The following is an 18,480-nucleotide window of genomic DNA, read 5'->3' on the forward strand; positions in this document are numbered from 1 at the left end:
TTACGCCAGGCCCAGCTCGGCGCGGGCCGACGGGTCGCAGTCGTCCAGTAGATCCAGGCAACGGGCGTGCTCGGCGGTTTCGCCGATCGATTCCGCCGCCCGAGCCAGCGCGGCCACGCACCGCAGGAAGCCGCGGTTGGGTTCGTGCGCGTAAGGCACCGGGCCGAAACCCTTCCAACCGTTGCGACGCAGTTGATCCAGCCCGCGGTGGTAGCCGGTACGGGCATACGCGTACGCGGTGATCACCTTGTCATCGGCCAAGGCGGCCTCGGCCAACGCGGCCCACGCCACCGAGGCGGTCGGATGCGCGGCGGCCACGATCGCCGGATCTTCACCGGCGTCCAGATCGTCCTCGGCCTCGATGTCGCCCGGCAGCAGCACCGGTTCCGGCCCCAGCAGGTCACCCATACGTGTCATGCCAGCTATTGTGCCGTGCTGTCATAACCGCGTTCGGGGCAGGCGGACGATTAAGCTCAGCGATAAGCCGTGAAAAAGATGGAGGCCGTCAGCGTCATGTCGAACCCAACTGGGCCGCAGGAACACCTGGCCGGGGAACTCGACTCGCACGGCGCCGACGAGACAGTCGATCCCGACGCGGTGGCCACCGAGATCTTCGCGCCGGCCGATGTCGCGGCCACCGAGATCTTCGAACCCGCCGACCCGGCTACGGACCCGGCGATCGCGCCCCGGCTGTACACCGCACCGTCGAGCTTCGACGGAAAGACCCAGATCTTCGATCCGGTGCCCGACCCGGAGACCGAACTCTTCCCGCCGGCCGGTCCTCAGGTCATCCCAGGCCGCGGTCCGCGGCTGCCGCGCGATCGGCGCAGCTGGGGTTGGGTGATCGCGCTGGTGCTCGTGATCGCGGCCATCGTGGCGGTGGCCATCTTGGGCACCGTGCTGCTGACCCAGGAACACTCGGCCCACAACGCCGAATGGCCGGTCACGACACGGAATCTCGCGATTCTCCTGTCGTAACCGGCCATTCGGCAACAGGGTCTCTAGCCGGCGGAGACACTCCGGCTGGTGCTGTGCAGGTCGTTACAGGCCTCGATGACGCGCTCGGTCATCGACGCCTCGGCCTTCTTCAGGTAGCTGCGCGGGTCGTAGAACTTCTTGTTGCCGACCTCGCCATCGATCTTCAGTACACCGTCGTAGTTGGCGAACATGTGGCCGGCAAGTGGGCGGGTGAATGCGTACTGGGTGTCGGTGTCGACGTTCATCTTCACCACGCCGTAGCGCAGCGAGTCCTCGATCTCCGACTTCAGCGAGCCCGAACCACCGTGGAACACGAAGTCGAAAGGCTTTGCGCCGTCCGGCAATCCGAGCTTGGCGGCGGCCACCTGCTGACCTTCGGCCAACACCTCGGGCTTGAGCTTGACGTTGCCCGGCTTGTACACGCCGTGCACATTGCCGAACGTGGCGGCCAGCAGATACTTGCCGTGCTCGCCGGAGCCCAGCGCGTCGATGGTCTTCTCGAAGTCCTCAGGGGTGGTGTAGAGCTTCTCGTTGATCTCGGCCTCGACACCGTCTTCTTCGCCACCGACGACGCCGATCTCGACCTCGAGGATGATCTTCGCAGCGGAGGCCAGCTTCAGCAGCTCTTGTGCGATCTGCAGGTTCTCGTCGATCGGCACCGCGGAGCCGTCCCACATGTGCGACTGGAACAGCGGGTTCTGGCCCTTGGCGACACGCTCGGCGGAGATGGCCAGCAGCGGGCGCACGTAGGTGTCGAGCTTGTCCTTGGGGCAGTGGTCAGTGTGCAGCGCGACCGTGATGTCGTACTTGGCAGCGACGATGTGTGCAAACTCGGCCAGCGCGACAGCACCGGTGACCATGTCCTTGATACCCAGTCCGGAACCGAATTCCGCACCGCCGGTGGAGAATTGGATGATGCCATCACTGCCCGCATCCGCGAAGCCCTTGATGGCAGCGTTGATGGTTTCCGACGATGTGCAGTTGATCGCCGGAAACGCGAACGAGTGCTCCTTGGCACGGGCCAGCATCTCGGCGTAGACCTCGGGTGTGGCGATGGGCATGAGTATTCCTCTCGGCGGACCTGTCGTCGCAGGCCAGTATGGCAATTACAGGTGACGTAGGTAACTGCGGGTTCCCCACCCCTTAGACCGTCAGGACCACCCGGTAGTGCGCGTGGCCGCTGTTCATGTGCTCGAAGGCCTCGGCAGCCTGTGCGAGTGGCCGCTCCTCGATGACGGCGCGCACGCCCGTCAGCGCGGCAAAGTGCAACGTTTCCTCTATATCGCGCGAGGTGCCCGACGGATGCCCGGTGACCGAGAGGCCGCCGTTGATCAGGTCGAGCGGGCTGATCGGCAGGGGCTCGGGGGTGACGCCGACGGTCACCAACTCGCCCTCGGGCCCCAACCCTGCGACGGTCGCGGCCATGGCCTTCGAGCTCGCTGCGGTCGCGAGCACGACCGCCGCCCCGCCGAGACGCTGGAGTTCGGCGGCGACATCCGAGGCGTTCGAATCGATGTAGTGGTGGGCACCGAGTTCCTTGGCGGCCGCCTCCCGCTGCGGCCCACGCGCAATGGCCACCGTCTCGAAGCCCATCGCCCGGGAGAACTGCACCCCGAGGTGGCCGAGTCCGCCGATGCCGATCACCGCGACCAGGTCGCCGGCCTTGGCGCGAGTCCTGCGCAATCCGTTGAACGTCGTCACTCCCGCGCACCCCATCGGTGCCGCCTCGGCGAACGAGAACTCGTCCGGAATCCGAGCCAGCGCCGTCACGGGCGCGGTGACCGATTCGGCGTAGCCGCCCGGATAATGCCAGCTGGGCACCTCCATACGTTCGCACTGCATGAAGTAGCCCCGGCGGCAGGGCACACAGCGGTTGCAATTGCCGCCGAACCAGCCGACCGCCACGCGATCGCCGACCACGAAATCCTCGACACCGTCACCGAGTTCAGCGACGGTGCCCGCTATCTCGTGGCCGAGGGTGATGGGCCATGACAGTCCGGGGAAGTGCCCCGCGTAGAACTCACGGTCGGTACCGCAAACGCCGCAGGCGGCGACCTCGATGCGGACATGATCGCGCGGCGGCGCAACGGTGTCGACGTCCACCAGGGTGAGCGGAGCGTTGGCTTGCGCAACGTGGACTGCCTTGTGGGTGGCCATGGGCTGACGATAGGCCGGTATCCGACCGTTGGCTGGGTAGTCAACAAACCCCGGTATCTTGGGGCCTCATGACGACCACCATCGCCGCCATGCCCGGCATCCTCGACCCGATGACGCTGATCGGCTACTTCGGCACCTGGGCACTGGTCGGGCTGCTGGTGGTCATTTTCATCGAGTCCGGAATCCTGTTCCCGGTACTGCCCGGCGACACGCTGCTCTTCGTCGCGGGCATGCTGGCCGCGGGCACCGCCCAGCAGGCGCACAGCGACGCCAACGCGCATTTCAACATCTGGCTGCTGCTGATCACCGTCCCGATCGCCGCGATCCTGGGCGGCCAGATCGGCTACTTCATCGGGCGCTACGTGGGCACCGCGATGTTCAAGCCCGACGCCCGGTTTCTCAAGCAGCGGTACCTGGACGAAGCGCACGCCTTCTTCGAACAGCGCGGCCCGTTCGCGATCCTGCTGGCCCGGTTCGTGCCGATCGTCCGGACCCTGGCGCCCATCACCGCCGGTGCGGCCAAGATGGGCCACGGCCCGTTCACGCTGTACAACGTGATCGGTGCGGTGGTGTGGGGCTGCGGCATGACGCTGCTCGGTTACGGGCTGGGCCAGTTCGAGGTGGTGCAGAAACTGCTCGACCCGATCTTCATCCTGATCGCCGTGGTGTCGGTGTCCCCGATGATCTGGGAGTGGTACAAGCGCCGCAAGGCCACCCAGGCCAGTTGATCGGTCCCGCGGTCGCGAACTTCGACTACTCCGGGTTGACGGTTAACGAGCGTTGTCACGGCCGGAACGACCGGCCCGCGCGGCGCCGGCGGTCGACCACGGGATTGCGCAACGCCTCTCGGTTGTTCCCACTCATGGCGTGCAACACCGACAGGAGTGAAGATGACGCAACATCAAGGAGTATCGATCGCCGGGGCCAGCGCGCTAGTGACCGGGGCCAATCGCGGGCTGGGCAGATCATTCGTCCAGGAGTTGCTTGACCGCGGCGCAGGACGAGTCTTCGCCGGTGCGCGGAATCCAGCAAGTGTCGATTTCTCCGATGAACGGGTTGTGCCGGTCAAACTCGATATCACCAAACGCGACGATGTCGAGGCCGCCGCTGCGCTGTGCGGCGAAGTCTCGGTGCTCGTCAACAACGCCGGGGCGATGCTCAAGACCCCGCTGCTTGCAGCACCCGATGACACGATCGCGCGCGCCGAGATGGAGACGAATTACTTTGGCACGCTGGCGATGTCCCGGGCCTTCGCCCCGCTGCTCGCCGCTTCCGGAGGCGGCGCGCTGGTGAATATGCTCTCGGTGGTGAGCTTTTACGCAGCGCCGTTCAACGCGTCGTATTGCGCCTCGAAATCGGCTCAGTGGGCGCTGACCAACGCCCTGCGCACCGAACTGCATGCACAAGGCACGCTGGTGGTCGGCGTGCACGCCGGCTTCATCGATACGGACATGGCCGCCTCCGTGGTCGAGGCGAAGATCTCACCGCGCGAGGTGGCCGCCCAGGCATTGGAGGCCGTCGAACGCGGCAAGACCGAGGTGCTGACCGACGACTGGACCCGCTACGTGAAGGCCTCGCTGCCAACCGATCAGTCGACGCTGTACCCCGAGGTCGTCGAGCAGTGGGAGGCGAACAACAACCCGTGGCAGGACTGACCTAAGAGTGGCAGGACTGATCTAAGAGCTGTCGCCAGTCAGCCCTGGAGTCGGCCCGATAGTTCGTGCGCATACTCCAGCAGCAGCTTTCCCAGCTCCCGCCGCCGGTCCGCCCGGAACCTGGTCTCGACGCCCGTCAGGCTCAGCGCCCAGCCGGGCTGGCCACGTCGGTCGAACACTGCGGCCGCCATTCCCCAACTGCCCTCGACCAGCATCGCCGGGTTCACCGCGTAGCCATGACGCCGGGTCAGCTCGATCCGTTTGCGAATAGCGGCTTCGGAATGACCTGGCCCCCAATCTTTTTCGGGTTGCGCTCGGGAGAAATACTCGTCCACCTCGGCGGCCGACAGGTGACTGAGGATGGCCAGCCCCGCACTGGCCACCCCGAGCGGAAACCGAACACCCACGTGCAGCACGTGCGAACGCAGTGGGAAACTGCCCTCTTCGGCCAGCACGCAGACCGTCTCATCACCACGACGCACCGAGAAGAACGCGCTCTCCCCGGTTTCCCGGGCCACGCGCGTCAGCACGGCGCGCGCCTGATCGGTGACGTCGTAGCGGTAGGCCGCGCCGACACCCAGCAGGTACAACTCTGGCCCCAGGGACCACCGCCCGGTCTTCGGATCGCGACTGATCAGCCCTTCGTCGGCCAGCGACGTCAGCAGTCGGTGCGCGGTCGGCCGGGCCAGACCGGCCGATTTGCCCAACTCGGTGGTGGACGCCCCATCGGGTTCGGTCGCAGCCACCGCACGCAGCATCGCACCGACGCGCGCGACGACGTTCGGACCCGGCATCACCACATCGTAGTCGTTCACTGAATGAACGCCGCGATGCTCAACGGGTCATCAGGCGAACAGTTCCGGCACCGTCGGCCCAGGTACTTGCCATGTCAACCGGGCCCATGAAAAGTGGGTAGCCGCGTTTACTCAATGAACGGGAGAACCATGACCTCGAAGGTGTACGCCTCGCCCGCCGAGGCGGTGGCCGACATCGCCGATGGCGCCACGTTGGCCGTCGGCGGCTTCGGCCTGTGCGGCATTCCGGACCAACTGATCGACGCCGTCGCCGCCACGAACGCAACCGATTTCGAGGTGTTCTCGAACAACTGCGGGGTCGACGGGGCAGGGCTGGGTGTGCTGCTCGCGCAGGGGCGGATTCGCCGAGTCATCGCGTCCTACGTCGGGGAGAACAAGGAATTCGCCCGCCAGTATCTGGCCGGCGAGCTCGAAGTCGAACTCACTCCTCAGGGCACGCTGGCCGAGCGGATGCGGGCCGGCGGTGCCGGCATCCCAGCCTTCTACACACCGGCCGGGGTCGGCACTCCGGTTTCCGACGGCGGCCTGCCCTGGCGCTACGCGCCCGACGGGTCGATCGCAATTGCCTCGCCGCCCAAGGAGATTCGCGAGTTCGGTGGTAAGCGCTACGTGCTGGAGGAAGCGATCAAGGCCGACTACGCGCTGGTCCACGCGCTGCGCGCCGATACCGAGGGCAACCTGGTCTTCAACAAGTCCGCCTGCAATTTCAACCCGCTCGCCGCGATGGCCGGGCGCATCACCATCGTGCAGGTCGAGGAGTTGGTGGCCCCCGGCGAGATCGACCCAGACGCCGTGCATCTGGCGGGTGTGTTCGTGCAACGCATCGTCCACACCGGACCTCAGGACAAGAAGATCGAAAAGCGCACGGTCCGTGAAGGAGAAGCCAAGTGAGCGCCGGCGCCGGATGGACCCGCGACCAGATGGCCGCTCGCGCCGCTGCCGAGATGATCGACGGCGAGTACGTCAATCTCGGTATCGGCCTGCCGACCCTCATCCCCGGCTACCTCACCGGCGATGTGCACGTCACCCTGCACTCGGAGAACGGCGTCCTCGGCACCGGCCCCTACCCCACCGAGGACGCCGTCGACGCCGACCTGATCAATGCCGGCAAGGAGACCGTCACGGTCAATCCCGGTGCGGCATTCTTCGATTCAGCGCTGTCGTTCGGCATGATCCGCGGCGGACACATCGACACAGCGGTACTGGGCGGGATGGAGGTCTCGGCCGCCGGCGACCTGGCCAACTGGATGGTGCCCGGCAAGATGGTCAAGGGCATGGGCGGCGCCATGGACCTGGTGCACGGTGCAACTCGGGTGATCGTGTTGATGGAACACACCGACAAGGCAGGCAACCCCAAGATCGTGCCGGTGTGCACGCTGCCCTTGACCGGGCAAGGTGTGGTCGATCGGATCATCACCAACCTCGCGGTCATCGACGTGCCCGGTGACGGCCGGCTGATCCTGCGGGAAACCGCGCCAGGGGTGAGCGTCGACGACGTGATCGCCTCGACGGGTGCCGAGTTGACGGTGGAATTGAGCTAGAGCCACAAGGGATTTGGATCTCAGTCCCGTACGCGCCGCCGTGGGAGATTGCCGGACCGGGTTGTCCGCGATCAGGTTACGTTGGCGGCGGCGACCGCTGGGTCGAGCCGCACAGAGGCGGGTAACCGTCCCTGTGCGGCTGCCCGCGGATGACGGCCGAAGGCCCGAGCCAGCACATTGCGAACCAACGGTGCCGGCGACCACCAGAACCATCGGCCCAACAGCGCAGCGATGCCCGGCACCACGAACGTCCGCACGATCAGGGTGTCGACCAGCAGGCCCACCCCGATGGTGGTGCCCACTTGCTCGATGCTGAGCACATCGCTCGACAGCATCGCAAACATGGTGATACCGAAGACGATTCCCGCGGTCGTCACCACGCCACCGGTGCCACCGAACGTCCGGATCATGCCGGTCTTCAAGCCCGCTGACATCTCCTCGCGCATCCGCATGGTGAGCAGCAGGTTGTAGTCGGCGCCAACGGCGACCAGGGCGATCAACGCGATCGACGGCACCGCCCAGTGCAGATCCTTGCCGATCAGGTCCTGCCAGACCAGCGTGCTGACCCCCAGCGCCGACACGTACGACACCACCACGGTGCCGATCACCACCGTTGCCGCCACCGGACTGCGCAACATGATCAGCACGATCAGGAATACCAACGACAGCGCCACCGCGGCCAGCAACAGGAAGTCATTGCTCACATAACCGCGCAGCTCTGCCGTACCGGTACCAAAACCGGTGACATCCACCGTGTTCGAGACCAACGTGCCCTCCTTGGTCGCCTCGCGCACCGCGGCCAGGATCTGCGGCGAGCGCTGGGCGCCATCGGTACCGAACACCTTGCCGTCGCCGTAGACCAGCAACCGGGTCGACCGACCGTCCGGCGCGAAGTACAAGCCGGCGGCCCGCTGGAACCGTGGGTCGTCCCAGGCCCGCTGCGGCAGATAGAAGCCGCCGTCGGCACTGCTGCGGAAGTCGGCGCGTACGCCACGCAGATAGTCGGTGAGCCCGGAGAACATACTGCGAGTCTCGCCGACGGTCTTGGTCAATTGTGTTGTGACCGCACCTAGTTGGTCAACTGCTCCACGCATGAGGCGGACCGAGGCCTCGGCGCCGGACAATGACCAGGCCATGTCGGTGGTGCCCGAACCGAACTTCAGGGTGCTGTCGGTCAACGCCGCGGTCGACGCGACGACCGAGTCCATCGGTTGGACGGCCTTGAGCACCAATGAGCAGATGCCGTCGCCCGCGCAATTCGGGTTGGCATTGGTGAAATTGCGCAACGGGTCCAGATACTGCGACACCTGAGTCACGTTGTCCTGCAGTTGCTGCATGCCGCCGTGCATGGCGTCGATACCCGAGTTCAGTTGCCCCAGCCCGTTGACGCTGCCGCCCAGCCCCTTCTGCAACTGCGTGATGGCAGTGGAGAACTGGTCCAGCGTCGCAGATAACTGGTTGACAGCGCCCAGGCGTTTACCCAGCTGCGCCACGCCGTCGTCCAATTGGTCCGCAATGGTTCCGGCCTGATCGGTCAACGTAGCCTGCTCGGGCAGCGACCCCGACGGCCGCGACGCCGATTGGACCATCTGAATACCCCCGATTGCCATGATCTTTCGGGTGACGCGTTCGATCGCGATGACGCCCGCCGGGTTCCGCAGATCGTGGTCGGTCTGGATCGAGACGATCTCCGGCAGCAGGCGATTGGCCGGAAAGTGCCGATCCATGGCCTGATAGCCACGGTTGGCGTGGGTGGAATCCGGTTGGGCGGCAAGCTCATCGAAGCCCAACCGCACCCCGACCACCGGAATCGCGCATACCGCCAGCGCCAGGCTCGATGCCACCAGCACCGGTCCCGGCCAGCGGGATACCACGGTGCCGACCCGACGCCAAGCCCGGCCGGAGACCCGACTGCGCGCCCGCGGTTGCGCCAGACCGTGCCGCCCGGCCAGCCCGATCAATGCGGGCAGCAATGTCAGTGACGCCAACATGCCGGTGAGAATGCCGATGGCACAGGGCAATCCGGCGCTGCGCAGCATTCCGACCTGGGCGAACAACAGACACGACAGTGCCGCGGCGATGGTCAGCGCCGACGCCGCGATCACCGGGGCGACACTGCGGTTCGCGACGACCAGCGCCTCCTCGTGCGCCACGCCGTTGCGGCGCTGTTCGTGATAGCGCCCCAGCAGAAAGATGCCGTAATCGGTTGCCGCGCCGAGCACCATTGCGGCCAGCAGTGACACCGAGAAGATCGACACCTCGATCAACTCCCGCTCCCCCAGCATCGCCACGATCGCCCGGGCCACACCGAGACCGAGACCAACCGTGAGCAGTGGGATCGCCGCGGTGATCGCCGACCGGTACACGGCGAACAACAGCAGGGCGATCAGCACCACGGTCACGCCGGTGATCATCAGCATCTGCTTGTCGATGGCGCTGAGTTCGTCGGCGATGGTGGCGCCGGGACCGGTCACGTAGGCGCGCAGGCCCGGCGGCGCCGGCTCCCGGGCCACCGTCTGTCGCACCGCGTCCAGCGCCGCATTGGCTTTCGTGGCGCCGAGCTCGCCGCGGATCCGCAGCATGGTGTACGCCGCCTTGCCGTCGGCGCTCTGCGCGCCGGGTGCCGTCACCGGGTCCGACCACAGATCCATCAACGAGTCCAGGTTCGAGGTATCGGCACGCAAGGTGGACACCAACCGGTCGTAATAGGCACGCTCGGGCTGTCCCAGCCGATGGTCGCTCTCCAGCACCAGGTAGTTGAGGTTGCCGCCGGAGCCGTCGTGGAACTGCTCTCCCATCCGCGCCCCGGCCACGTTCACCGGGGCATCTGCCGGCAGGAATCCACGTGCGTGGTTGTGCGCGGTCGTTTCCACCTGCGGCACAAGGAGATTGCCGGCGCCAGCCGCCACCAGCCACAATCCGATGACGACCACGGCGAACCGGCTGGAGAATCTCGCGATGGCGTCCCACATGGCAACCGAAATTACGAGGGCCGCAGCCGCACGTCGTCGTGCCGCAGGCGAAACCGGATCTCCTACCGTGGTAGGAGATCCGTGACTGCCCAAGCATGATGTGCGAGGTAGTCAAAGGTTCTACGCTGGCGCCATGGACTGGCTGCGCGACTTCGCCATGCGTCGTCGCGGGCTGGTGTCCTACGAATTCCCGTTCACCGTGCCGATCGTCATGTACACCGGGAGCCTGATGGTCGGCGGCACCGCCGCGGTGCAGCGCGACTTCACTCGCCCCTGGCTACTGGCCGCGGCCTTCCTCCTGGCACTGGGACCAATCCTGCTGTTCATCGTGTTCGGGGTGAAGCCGGTGCCGCTGGCCGCTGCAGCCTGCGTGTTGACCGCGGTCGCCATGCTCCTTTCCTGGCCGCCGATCACTCTGGATGCTGCGCCATTCCTGCTGATGTTCATGCTCGGCGAGGTGTTTGCCTTGGGCTCGCTGCGGGACGGGCTGCTGGCCGGGGCTGCAAGTGCCCTGTTGCTCATCGGCGCTTACCACACCGGGCACCTCGACACGCCCCTGCAATATCTCCTGTTCTTCTTGGCCATCGCCGCGATGATCGGTCGCATTCTGCAGCTGCAACAACGACTCGTCCTCAAGGAACGCGATCGGCAGGCCGCCCGCACGCAGCAGGCCACCGCAGACGAACGTCGCCGTATCGCCCGGGAGATCCACGACGTCATCGCACACTCGTTGTCGGTGACCATGCTGCACCTCACCGGAGCGCGCCGCGCCCTGCAGGAGGACCACGATGTCGAGGAAGCCGTGGACGGCCTGCTCGATGCCGAACGGCTTGGCCGACAAGCCATGTCGGATATCCGGCGCACCGTCGGGTTGCTCGGCACCGGGCCGCGCGAGGATCCCACGGCGGCGCCGCCCCCCGAGCCCGGAATGGCGGACATCCCCGATCTGGTGTCGACTTTCGCCACCGCAGGACTACGAGTCGACTCCCACATCGACGGCGCACCGGACACCGTCACCGCCGGCGTCGGTCTGGCGCTGTACCGGGTGGCGCAGGAGTCGCTGGCCAATATCGCCAAACACGCCCCGGCATCGAACGCCGATCTGCAGCTACGGGTCGCGGCGGACGCGGCGGTACTGACGGTGCGCAACGACCTTCCGCCGGGAACCCGGACTCCGCGAGAATCCGGCTCGGGTCTGTCCGGCATGCGCCAGCGCATCGAGGTGCTCGATGGACAATTCCGCGCCGGCCCCGATCTGGACGGCTGGACAGTGCAGGCCAGGGTACCCATCTCCGTCGATGTTTCGCCGTGCCCGATCATCCGGAAGCACCTGCACCGCAACAGGGTCAGCCATGACTGAGATAGGCGTGCTACTGGTGGACGACCAGGAGCTGGTGCGTTCCGGCCTGCGCAGGATATTGCGCCGCAAGGACGGGTTCAACGTGGTCGGCGAGTGCGCCGACGGCGACGAGGTACCGGCGTCGGTGGCGTTGCACCGCCCAGACGTGGTGGTGATGGATCTGCGGATGAAGCGGGTCAGCGGCGTCGATGCAATCCGTACGCTGCGCGCCGCCGACGGCCCACCGGCCTTGGCACTGACCACTTTTGACGATGACGAGCTTCTGTCCGGGGCCTTGCGCGCCGGTGCCTCGGGGTTCATCCTGAAAGACTCGCCGGCCGAAGAACTGATCCGGGCGGTGCATGCCGTCGCGCGGGGCGCGTCCTATCTCGACTCCGCCGTCACCTCCCGGGTGCTCAGCGACTACCGGCGCGCCCCCGGGGCGGTGTCCGCCGATGTGGCAGACAAGCTCACCGCCCGCGAAGTCGATGTCCTTCAGCTGATCGGCGCGGGGGCCACCAATGGCGAGATCGCCCGGCGGTTGGTCATCTCCGAGGTGACGGTGAAGAGCCACATCGGGCGAATTTTCACCAAGCTCGATCTGCGTGACCGCGCCGCCGCCATCGTCTATGCCTACGACCACGGCGTGGTCACGCCCAAATAGCTTGGGAATCAGACTTATTCGCTGAACACCCCGCGCATGGCGTCGGCGCCGAACATCGGCTCCATCATGGCCGAGAAATCCGGGCCCCGGCGCAACATGTGGCCGCCGTCCACATTGATCAACTGGCCGGTGATCCACTGCGAGGCATCGCTGAGCAGGAACACCGCCAGATTGGCGATGTCCTCGACCTCGCCGGCCCGCGGCAACGGGGTGCACTGCTTGTAGTCCTCCCGCAGCGGCTCGAATTCGAAGATGCTGGCCGCCACCAGATCGGTGCGGATCAGGCCGGGGCGGATGCTGTTGGCCCGCACCCACGAGGCACCGAGTTCGTCGGCGGCCAGCTGCACCAGATGGTCCAGCGCCGACTTGGTGACGCCGTACGGCCCGAACCAGCGGTGGGTGTTGCTCGCCGCGATCGAGGAGATGCCGACGAACGAGCCGCCGCCGCCCCGGACCATCTCCCGCGCCGCGTGCTTGATCACGTACATGCTGCCGTTGACGTTCAGATCGACCGTCTGCCGCCACATTTCCGAGTCGAGGTGGGTCACCGGTCCGACGGTCAGCGAGCCGCCGGCGCAGTGCACGGTGCCGGACAGTTTGCCGTTCCATGCTGCGGCCGCGGCAACCGCCCGGGCGACATCGTCCTCATTGGTGACGTCGGCGGTCTGGAACCGCACGTTGCCGCCGATTTCCTTGGCCGCGGCCTCCAGCGTCGCCTCGGTTCGGCCGACGATCATCGCGTTGCCGCCGGCCGCGACCACGGCTGCGGCGATGCCCTTGCCGATGCCACTGCCGCCGCCGGTGATCAGGACCGTCTGGTCCGCCAACGAAATCTGCACTGTTACCCCATTCATCGCCGATGGCCGAAAGCTGGTTCTTGTATACAACATTTGAAAGTTGTTCACTACCTCGCGTCCGCCGTCGAGGGCCCGCCGCCCTGATTTCGATCTACGCTGCCGTCAACGGCGTATTCTGCGAGGTAGCTGCCATCGGGCCGATTCAACTACAGACCCGGCCCCGCAGTACCACACGTTATGAAAGTGGGAAAAATGACAACCTCACGCACCGGACGAATCCTCGTCACCGGTGGGTTCGCCCTGGCCTCCCTCGCCGCACCGGTGGCGATCGCGTTCGGGACGTCGCCGGCTGCGTTCGTCGCCGACTGTCCGGCCGGGATGATCTCCGACCCGATCAGCGGAAGCTGCTCGTCCCAGCCCCAGAACCAGGTGCACGTACAGGCGCCAGGCAATGGTTTGGGCTCGGTCGACGGCATCCCCTGCACCGGCCACAACATGGGCCAGTGCATCGGCCTGTCCGAGAACGGTCACTGATGGCACAAATCGGACGACTGCTGACCGCTTGCGGGTTCGCGCTGACCATCGCCGCGGCGCCTACTGCAATGCTGCTATCCGCCGCACCAACCGCACACGTGCCACAGGCCAGTTGCGCGGCAGGCGAGGAATCCGACGTGTTCAGCGGTGACTGCCAGCCGATCCTGTCGCCCAACACCAGCACCCAACAGGGGCCCGACTACTCGGGGAACTTCTCCGAGTCGGTGTCGCCCGTCAACGGCGCCAACCCGGACATCCCGGAGATCGACGGCATTCCGTGCACCGGCGGCAACTCGGGCCAATGCATCGGTCTGTCGGAGAACCAGGCGCCCAACGTGTCGCCGCACTCGACCGTCAGCTCCAGTCCGTAGCCTCGTCCCCTAGAGTTGTGGAATGGCTGCGAAAACTGACCCCGCCGACATCGATGACGTCGAGCCGCTGGCCGACAGCACTGCCCGTCAGGCTCGACGGGTGGTGGCTGCGTACGCCACCGACGCCGACGAATGCCGGACGTTCCTGTCGATGCTGGGTATCGGGCCGAAAATCGACGCGTGACCTCCGGTAGAGGCGATGAAGCCTCGGGGGACATCGATACAGGAGACGCCCAACAGTTCGGTAATTCGGATTTCGTGGTGGTCGCAAACCGGCTGCCCGTCGACATGGAGCGGTTGCCGGACGGCTCCATCGAATGGAAACGCAGTCCCGGCGGCCTGGTGACGGCGCTTGAGCCGTTGCTCCGCAAGCGCCGTGGCGCCTGGATCGGCTGGCCCGGCGTCGCCGACAGCGACGAAGAACCGATCGAGCAGGAGGATCTCCTGCTGTGTCCGGTGTCGCTGTCCGCCGACGACATCGCTGACTACTACGAGGGCTTCTCCAACGCCACGTTGTGGCCGCTCTACCACGACGTCATCGTCAAACCGATCTACCACCGCGAATGGTGGGACAGCTACGTCGACGTGAATCGGCGGTTCGCCGAAGCGACCGCCCGGGTAGCCGCCGAAGGCGCCACCGTCTGGGTCCAGGACTACCAGCTGCAGCTGGTGCCCAAGATGCTGCGTATGTTGCGTCCGGATCTGACCATCGGGTTCTTCCTGCACATCCCGTTCCCTCCGGTGGAACTGTTCATGCAGATGCCGTGGCGCACCGAGATCATCGAAGGCTTGCTCGGCGCCGATCTGGTCGGATTCCACCTGCCCGGCGGCGCCCAGAACTTCCTGGTGCTCGCCCGGCGTCTGCTCGGGGCGAACGCGTCCCGAGCGTCAGTCGGCGTCCGGTCCCGTTTCGGCGAGGTGCAAACAGGCTTCCGCAAGGTGAAGGTCGGGGCCTTCCCCATCTCGATCGACTCGGCCGAGATGGATGCCCGGGCCCGCAACCGCGAGATCCGGCAGCGCGCACGCGAGATCCGCAGCGAGATGGGCAACCCACGCAAGATTCTGCTGGGCGTTGACCGGCTGGACTACACCAAGGGCATCGACGTCCGCGTACGCGCATTCTCCGAACTGCTCGCCGAGGGCCGGGCCAACCGGCACGACACCGTGCTGGTCCAGCTGGCCACCCCGAGCCGCGAACGGGTGGACAGCTACAAGGTCATGCGCGAGGACATCGAGCGCCAGGTCGGTCACATCAACGGCATGTTCAGCGAGATCGGTCACCCGGTCGTGCACTACCTGCACCGACCCGTCGACCGCGACGAGCTCATCGCCTTCTTCGTGGCCGCCGACGTCATGGTGGTGACGCCGTTGCGCGACGGCATGAACCTGGTGGCCAAGGAGTACGTCGCGTGCCGCAGCGACCTCGGCGGGGCACTCGTGCTCAGCGAATTCACCGGCGCGGCAGAGGAACTCCGCCAGGCCTACCTGACCAACCCGCATCATCTCGATGGCGTGAAGGATTCGATCGCCGCCGCGTTGACCCAGTCACCCGAGGAAGGGCGCCGCCGGATGCGTGCGCTGCGCCGTCAAGTGCTGGCGCACGACGTGGATCGCTGGGCCCGGGCGTTCCTCGACGCGCTGGCCGGCACTCGCCACTGAAAGATTTCCCGCGGTTCCGTCACGGACCGCCTGCTGCCTGTTCGTGACGGAACGTGCGCGAGTTGTCAGAAGATCGGCGTCATCTGGTTGATCAGCCACGTGTTGCCGACCTTCACGAAATCCACGCGCAGTCGGCTGCCCTGATACATGGGCTGCTTGGACTCGTTGGTGAAGGTCTGGTTCAGATAGACCAGCACCGAGCCCGAATCACGTTGTGAATCAAGCATTCCGGCGCCTACCACGCTCGCCTGACTGACCACATGATGCTTGCGCGCCTCGGGAACGATCTTGTTCGCCGTGTCTTCCTCGTACTGCTTGCGGAACGACGGCGTCATCAGCTCATAGGCCTCGACCCGGCTGCGCTCGATCGACTGGTAGTCGAAACCGAAGATCCTCGGGATCTCTTCTTTGGCCAAGTCGGGCAGCGTTGCGCTGGTCTGCTGCTGAGCAGTCAGTTCGGCGTGCGTCCAATAGGCGGCCCCGCCGCAGGCACCGAGAACCACCACGGCGGCACCCAGCAATGCCCCGAACAGCACCAGGAGCCGACTCGATGTGCGGCCCATCAGTTGCCCCCATCCGGGTATTTCAGGTCGTAGGCAGCCATGTGGCCGTTGTCGTCCTCACGTATCAGCACTCGCTGCCGGTACGCGTGGGACGGCTGGTTCACCCCGTTCATATCCGACAGCGTCACCCGTGCCGTCACCAGCACCTTGGCGATCTTCGCGGTCTCGTCGATGTTCTCCAGCGCCGCCGCGGTGACCACCGCTTCGGAGTTGGCCTGCGTCTGCTTGAACAAGTACTTGAGATTGTCGCCGTTGTTGTTCTGGCTCATCATGTCGCGCAACGGTCCCGGGCCCAGGCCGTTGATGAACCGGTTGACGCTCTCATCGATGGTGTTCTGGTTGTAGCTGAACATGTTGACCACGGTCTGCTTGGCAGTGTCGACGAATCGCTGGTCACGGTCAGCCGCGGCCTGCAGCTGCTGGTTTCCGTGCCACAGGAACCACGAACCGACGGCCAACGCCGCAACCAGAACCGCCGCGATGCTCAGGCCGACCGCCGCCACCAAGGAGCGATGCGGCTGGCGCCGCGGCACCGCCCACGGCGTGGCTGGCGTCGCCGAGCCACCGGCCCCGGCATTGTCGGAGGCCGACGGTAACGGCAGCGCCACGTCAAGCGGCGCGCCCGAAGCATCGGTCAGCTCGACCGGGCCCGCGGGCCGCGAGGCCCGCCTGCGGACACGGCCGACTGGCGGCTCCGACGTTTCGTCCGTCGCAGCCGGTTCGTCAATCATCAGACCTGCCTTGGATCCTTCATCAGGTCAGACCACGTCTCCGCGCTATCCGCCTTGTCGGTGCCGCTGAGCACACCTGTGCCACCGGCAGGGTCATTGAAGACACCCGACTTCGGATCGTACGTCGTGGACCTGACGCCGGCCGCCTGCGGCTGACCGTCGGGCGCCGGTGCGGGTGCACCGGCTGCAGGGGCCAGAGCGGGACCCGGGAGGGGGCCTGCACCGTCCGGTGCCGGGGGGTTGTTGATCGCGTACGGCGGGACGTTCTGATCCGGCGGCGCGAAGAACGGCCACGGCAGCGGCTGCGGTCCCGGCGTGTTCGGCGGGTACGGCAGTGGGAACGGCGCGTTGGGCGCCGGCCCCGGCCCGGCGGGCACACCCGGCGGCAACTGCACCGACGGCGGACCCGGGTCATAGTCGGCACCCGGTGGGATGTTCGGGAACCCGTTGGCCGGAGTGATGTTGCGCGGGTCGACAACCGGCGTGCCGTACGGCACTGGCGGACCACGCCACGGGTTGCTGCCGATCGGCACGTATCCACGCGGGTCACGACACAGCTGAACCGTCGGGGCGCGCTTGCCCGGGTACTCCATGCACGGGTAGTTACGGGCACCGCGGACGGTGCTCGGATCGTTCTGCGCGGTCTTGCAGTACAGGTCGCTCGGCAAGTCCCGCACCGTGGTGTCCGCAGGGGTACGGATCAACGGCGCCGGGACGAAACCCGTCATGCACGGCGGCTGGCCCAGGCTGACCTTGAAGTCCAGCTTGGCGCCCTCGTCGATCGGGGTACCGCCGGCGTCAGTCAGCAGCGCCGCGATCAACGCCGGGAAGATGACCAGGGCCTGTTCGATCGACTTGTGGTAGATCACGCCGATCCGGCCGAAGTTGGCCAGGTTGGCGGCCAGCATCGGGAAGGTCGGACGGATGCCCTCGAACGTCTCGTTGGCCACCTCGGTGGCACCCGGCACCGTCCGCAACAGCGACCGCAGCTGCGGATCGGCCTTCGCCGCCTCGCCGGTCAGGGTCGCCAGGCTGGACGCCAGGGTCCTGATGCTGTCACCGCTGCGGATCTGGGCCTTCAACAGCGGCCCCGCCTGGTCCAGCAGCTGGTTGGTCGCATCGGAGTTGGCGTTGGCCTCGTCCACCAACAACCGCGACGACTGGATCAACCGGGACAGCTCGGGACCAGATCCGTTGAACGCCTTGAAGGATTCGCGCAGCAGATCCTGCAAGCGGGTGTTGGTAATGCTGGTCACCAACGTCTGGGCCTGGTTGAGCAGGCTGACGATGTCCTGCCCCACCGCGGTGCGGTCCACGCCGATGTTCGAACCGTCCCGCAGCGTCTTCTGCGAGGGATCCGCCGGAGGCACCAGATCGATGTACTGCTCACCGATCGAAGACATGCTCTTGACGGTGGCGGTGACGTTGTCGGGCACCGACGTATCGGAGTTCAGCCGCATGCGGGTGATGACGCCGGTGTCGGTCAGCCCGACTGACTCCACCCGGCCGATGGTCACACCGCGATAGGTGACGTTGGCCTGCTGGTAGATGCCACCGCCGACTTTGAAGTCAGCCGTGACGTTGTACGCCCCCAGCCCGAGGGCGGCCGGCAGGTGCAGATACGACGTCGTGATCAGCGCCAGACACACCACCGTGACGACGGCGAAGATGCCCAGCTGGATGCGCGCGAGGCGGGTCAACAAC

At 66.3% G+C, this 18,480-nt stretch carries 20 protein-coding genes; 11 read left to right on the forward strand and 9 right to left on the reverse strand.

Annotation, left to right across the window (positions count from 1 at the left end; genetic code table 11):
• Positions 1-417, reverse strand: a complete 417-nt coding sequence (locus ABIA30_RS10595) for a DUF3151 domain-containing protein (RefSeq protein ID WP_370064853.1) — start codon at positions 415-417, stop codon at positions 1-3.
• A gap of 96 nt (positions 418-513) precedes the next feature.
• Here ABIA30_RS10595 and ABIA30_RS10600 point away from each other — a divergent pair, with 96 nt between their 5' ends.
• A complete protein-coding gene (locus ABIA30_RS10600) occupies positions 514-978 on the forward strand; it encodes a hypothetical protein (RefSeq protein WP_370064855.1) in 465 nt (154 codons plus the stop codon).
• Between the two features lie 23 nt (positions 979-1,001).
• Here ABIA30_RS10600 and fbaA read toward each other — a convergent pair whose 3' ends face one another.
• Positions 1,002-2,039, reverse strand: coding sequence for a class II fructose-bisphosphate aldolase (fbaA, locus tag ABIA30_RS10605; RefSeq protein WP_370064857.1), 1,038 nt, complete (start codon positions 2,037-2,039; stop codon positions 1,002-1,004).
• A gap of 82 nt (positions 2,040-2,121) precedes the next feature.
• The gene (locus ABIA30_RS10610) at positions 2,122-3,135 is read right to left on the reverse strand and encodes an alcohol dehydrogenase catalytic domain-containing protein (protein ID WP_370064859.1); all 1,014 of its coding nucleotides are present in this window, start codon (positions 3,133-3,135) and stop codon (positions 2,122-2,124) included.
• Positions 3,136-3,203: 68 nt separating this feature from the next.
• Between ABIA30_RS10610 and ABIA30_RS10615 the strand changes: the two genes are divergently transcribed.
• Together ABIA30_RS10615 and ABIA30_RS10620 are read left to right on the forward strand one after the other, a co-directional pair.
• Complete coding sequence (locus tag ABIA30_RS10615) at positions 3,204-3,863, forward strand: DedA family protein (protein WP_370064861.1); 660 nt, start codon at positions 3,204-3,206, stop codon at positions 3,861-3,863.
• Between the two features lie 162 nt (positions 3,864-4,025).
• Positions 4,026-4,790 (forward strand): SDR family oxidoreductase, encoded by a 765-nt coding sequence (locus ABIA30_RS10620; RefSeq protein ID WP_370064863.1) that lies wholly within the window; start codon positions 4,026-4,028, stop codon positions 4,788-4,790.
• Positions 4,791-4,828: 38 nt separating this feature from the next.
• On the opposite strand, the gene ABIA30_RS10625 is transcribed toward ABIA30_RS10620, so the two are convergent.
• A complete protein-coding gene (locus ABIA30_RS10625; protein ID WP_370065509.1) occupies positions 4,829-5,584 on the reverse strand; it encodes an IclR family transcriptional regulator in 756 nt (251 codons plus the stop codon).
• Between the two features lie 150 nt (positions 5,585-5,734).
• Between ABIA30_RS10625 and ABIA30_RS10630 the strand changes: the two genes are divergently transcribed.
• Both ABIA30_RS10630 and ABIA30_RS10635 read left to right on the forward strand, forming a co-directional pair.
• Positions 5,735-6,496: a CoA transferase subunit A gene (locus tag ABIA30_RS10630; protein WP_370064865.1), complete on the forward strand. Its 762-nt coding sequence runs from the start codon at positions 5,735-5,737 to the stop codon at positions 6,494-6,496.
• Positions 6,493-7,146, forward strand: a complete 654-nt coding sequence (locus tag ABIA30_RS10635; protein ID WP_370064867.1) for a 3-oxoacid CoA-transferase subunit B — start codon at positions 6,493-6,495, stop codon at positions 7,144-7,146. Before ABIA30_RS10630 ends, ABIA30_RS10635 begins: the two co-directional genes overlap by 4 nt.
• Positions 7,147-7,217: 71 nt before the next feature.
• Here the strand turns inward: ABIA30_RS10635 and ABIA30_RS10640 are convergent, their stop codons facing one another.
• Entirely contained in the window at positions 7,218-10,118 is a 2,901-nt protein-coding gene (locus ABIA30_RS10640; protein ID WP_370064869.1) for an RND family transporter, read from the reverse strand.
• A 133-nt stretch (positions 10,119-10,251) separates the two neighbouring features.
• On the opposite strand from ABIA30_RS10640, the gene ABIA30_RS10645 reads away from it, so the two are divergent.
• Both ABIA30_RS10645 and ABIA30_RS10650 read left to right on the forward strand, forming a co-directional pair.
• Positions 10,252-11,478, forward strand: coding sequence for a sensor histidine kinase (locus tag ABIA30_RS10645; protein ID WP_370064871.1), 1,227 nt, complete (start codon positions 10,252-10,254; stop codon positions 11,476-11,478).
• A complete protein-coding gene (locus tag ABIA30_RS10650; protein ID WP_370064873.1) occupies positions 11,471-12,121 on the forward strand; it encodes a response regulator in 651 nt (216 codons plus the stop codon). Before ABIA30_RS10645 ends, ABIA30_RS10650 begins: the two co-directional genes overlap by 8 nt.
• A gap of 14 nt (positions 12,122-12,135) precedes the next feature.
• Here the strand turns inward: ABIA30_RS10650 and ABIA30_RS10655 are convergent, their stop codons facing one another.
• On the reverse strand, positions 12,136-12,960 hold the full coding sequence (locus ABIA30_RS10655; protein WP_370064875.1) for an SDR family oxidoreductase: 825 nt from the start codon (positions 12,958-12,960) through the stop codon (positions 12,136-12,138).
• Between the two features lie 210 nt (positions 12,961-13,170).
• Between ABIA30_RS10655 and ABIA30_RS10660 the strand changes: the two genes are divergently transcribed.
• From ABIA30_RS10660 to ABIA30_RS10675, 4 genes are read left to right on the forward strand one after another with little or no spacing between them, the layout of a single operon-like run.
• Entirely contained in the window at positions 13,171-13,452 is a 282-nt protein-coding gene (locus ABIA30_RS10660) for an intersectin-EH binding protein Ibp1 (protein WP_370064877.1), read from the forward strand.
• Entirely contained in the window at positions 13,452-13,823 is a 372-nt protein-coding gene (locus ABIA30_RS10665; RefSeq protein ID WP_370064879.1) for an intersectin-EH binding protein Ibp1, read from the forward strand. Before ABIA30_RS10660 ends, ABIA30_RS10665 begins: the two co-directional genes overlap by 1 nt.
• Positions 13,824-13,845: 22 nt before the next feature.
• A complete protein-coding gene (locus ABIA30_RS10670; RefSeq protein ID WP_370064881.1) occupies positions 13,846-14,007 on the forward strand; it encodes a hypothetical protein in 162 nt (53 codons plus the stop codon).
• Between the two features lie 32 nt (positions 14,008-14,039).
• Positions 14,040-15,482, forward strand: a complete 1,443-nt coding sequence (locus ABIA30_RS10675) for a trehalose-6-phosphate synthase (protein ID WP_370065511.1) — start codon at positions 14,040-14,042, stop codon at positions 15,480-15,482.
• A 65-nt stretch (positions 15,483-15,547) separates the two neighbouring features.
• On the opposite strand, the gene ABIA30_RS10680 is transcribed toward ABIA30_RS10675, so the two are convergent.
• Genes ABIA30_RS10680 through ABIA30_RS10690 form a run of 3 tightly spaced genes read right to left on the reverse strand, consistent with a single transcriptional unit; the run spans position 15,548 to position 18,479 of the window.
• Entirely contained in the window at positions 15,548-16,045 is a 498-nt protein-coding gene (locus tag ABIA30_RS10680) for a mammalian cell entry protein (protein WP_370064883.1), read from the reverse strand.
• Positions 16,045-16,776: a mammalian cell entry protein gene (locus ABIA30_RS10685; protein WP_370064885.1), complete on the reverse strand. Its 732-nt coding sequence runs from the start codon at positions 16,774-16,776 to the stop codon at positions 16,045-16,047. Before ABIA30_RS10685 ends, ABIA30_RS10680 begins: the two co-directional genes overlap by 1 nt.
• The gene (locus tag ABIA30_RS10690) at positions 16,776-18,479 is read right to left on the reverse strand and encodes an MCE family protein (protein WP_370065513.1); all 1,704 of its coding nucleotides are present in this window, start codon (positions 18,477-18,479) and stop codon (positions 16,776-16,778) included. Before ABIA30_RS10690 ends, ABIA30_RS10685 begins: the two co-directional genes overlap by 1 nt.
• Position 18,480: the final 1 nt, after the last annotated feature.

The organism is Mycobacterium sp. MAA66 (genome assembly GCF_041261665.1).
Lineage (GTDB): Bacteria > Actinomycetota > Actinomycetes > Mycobacteriales > Mycobacteriaceae > Mycobacterium.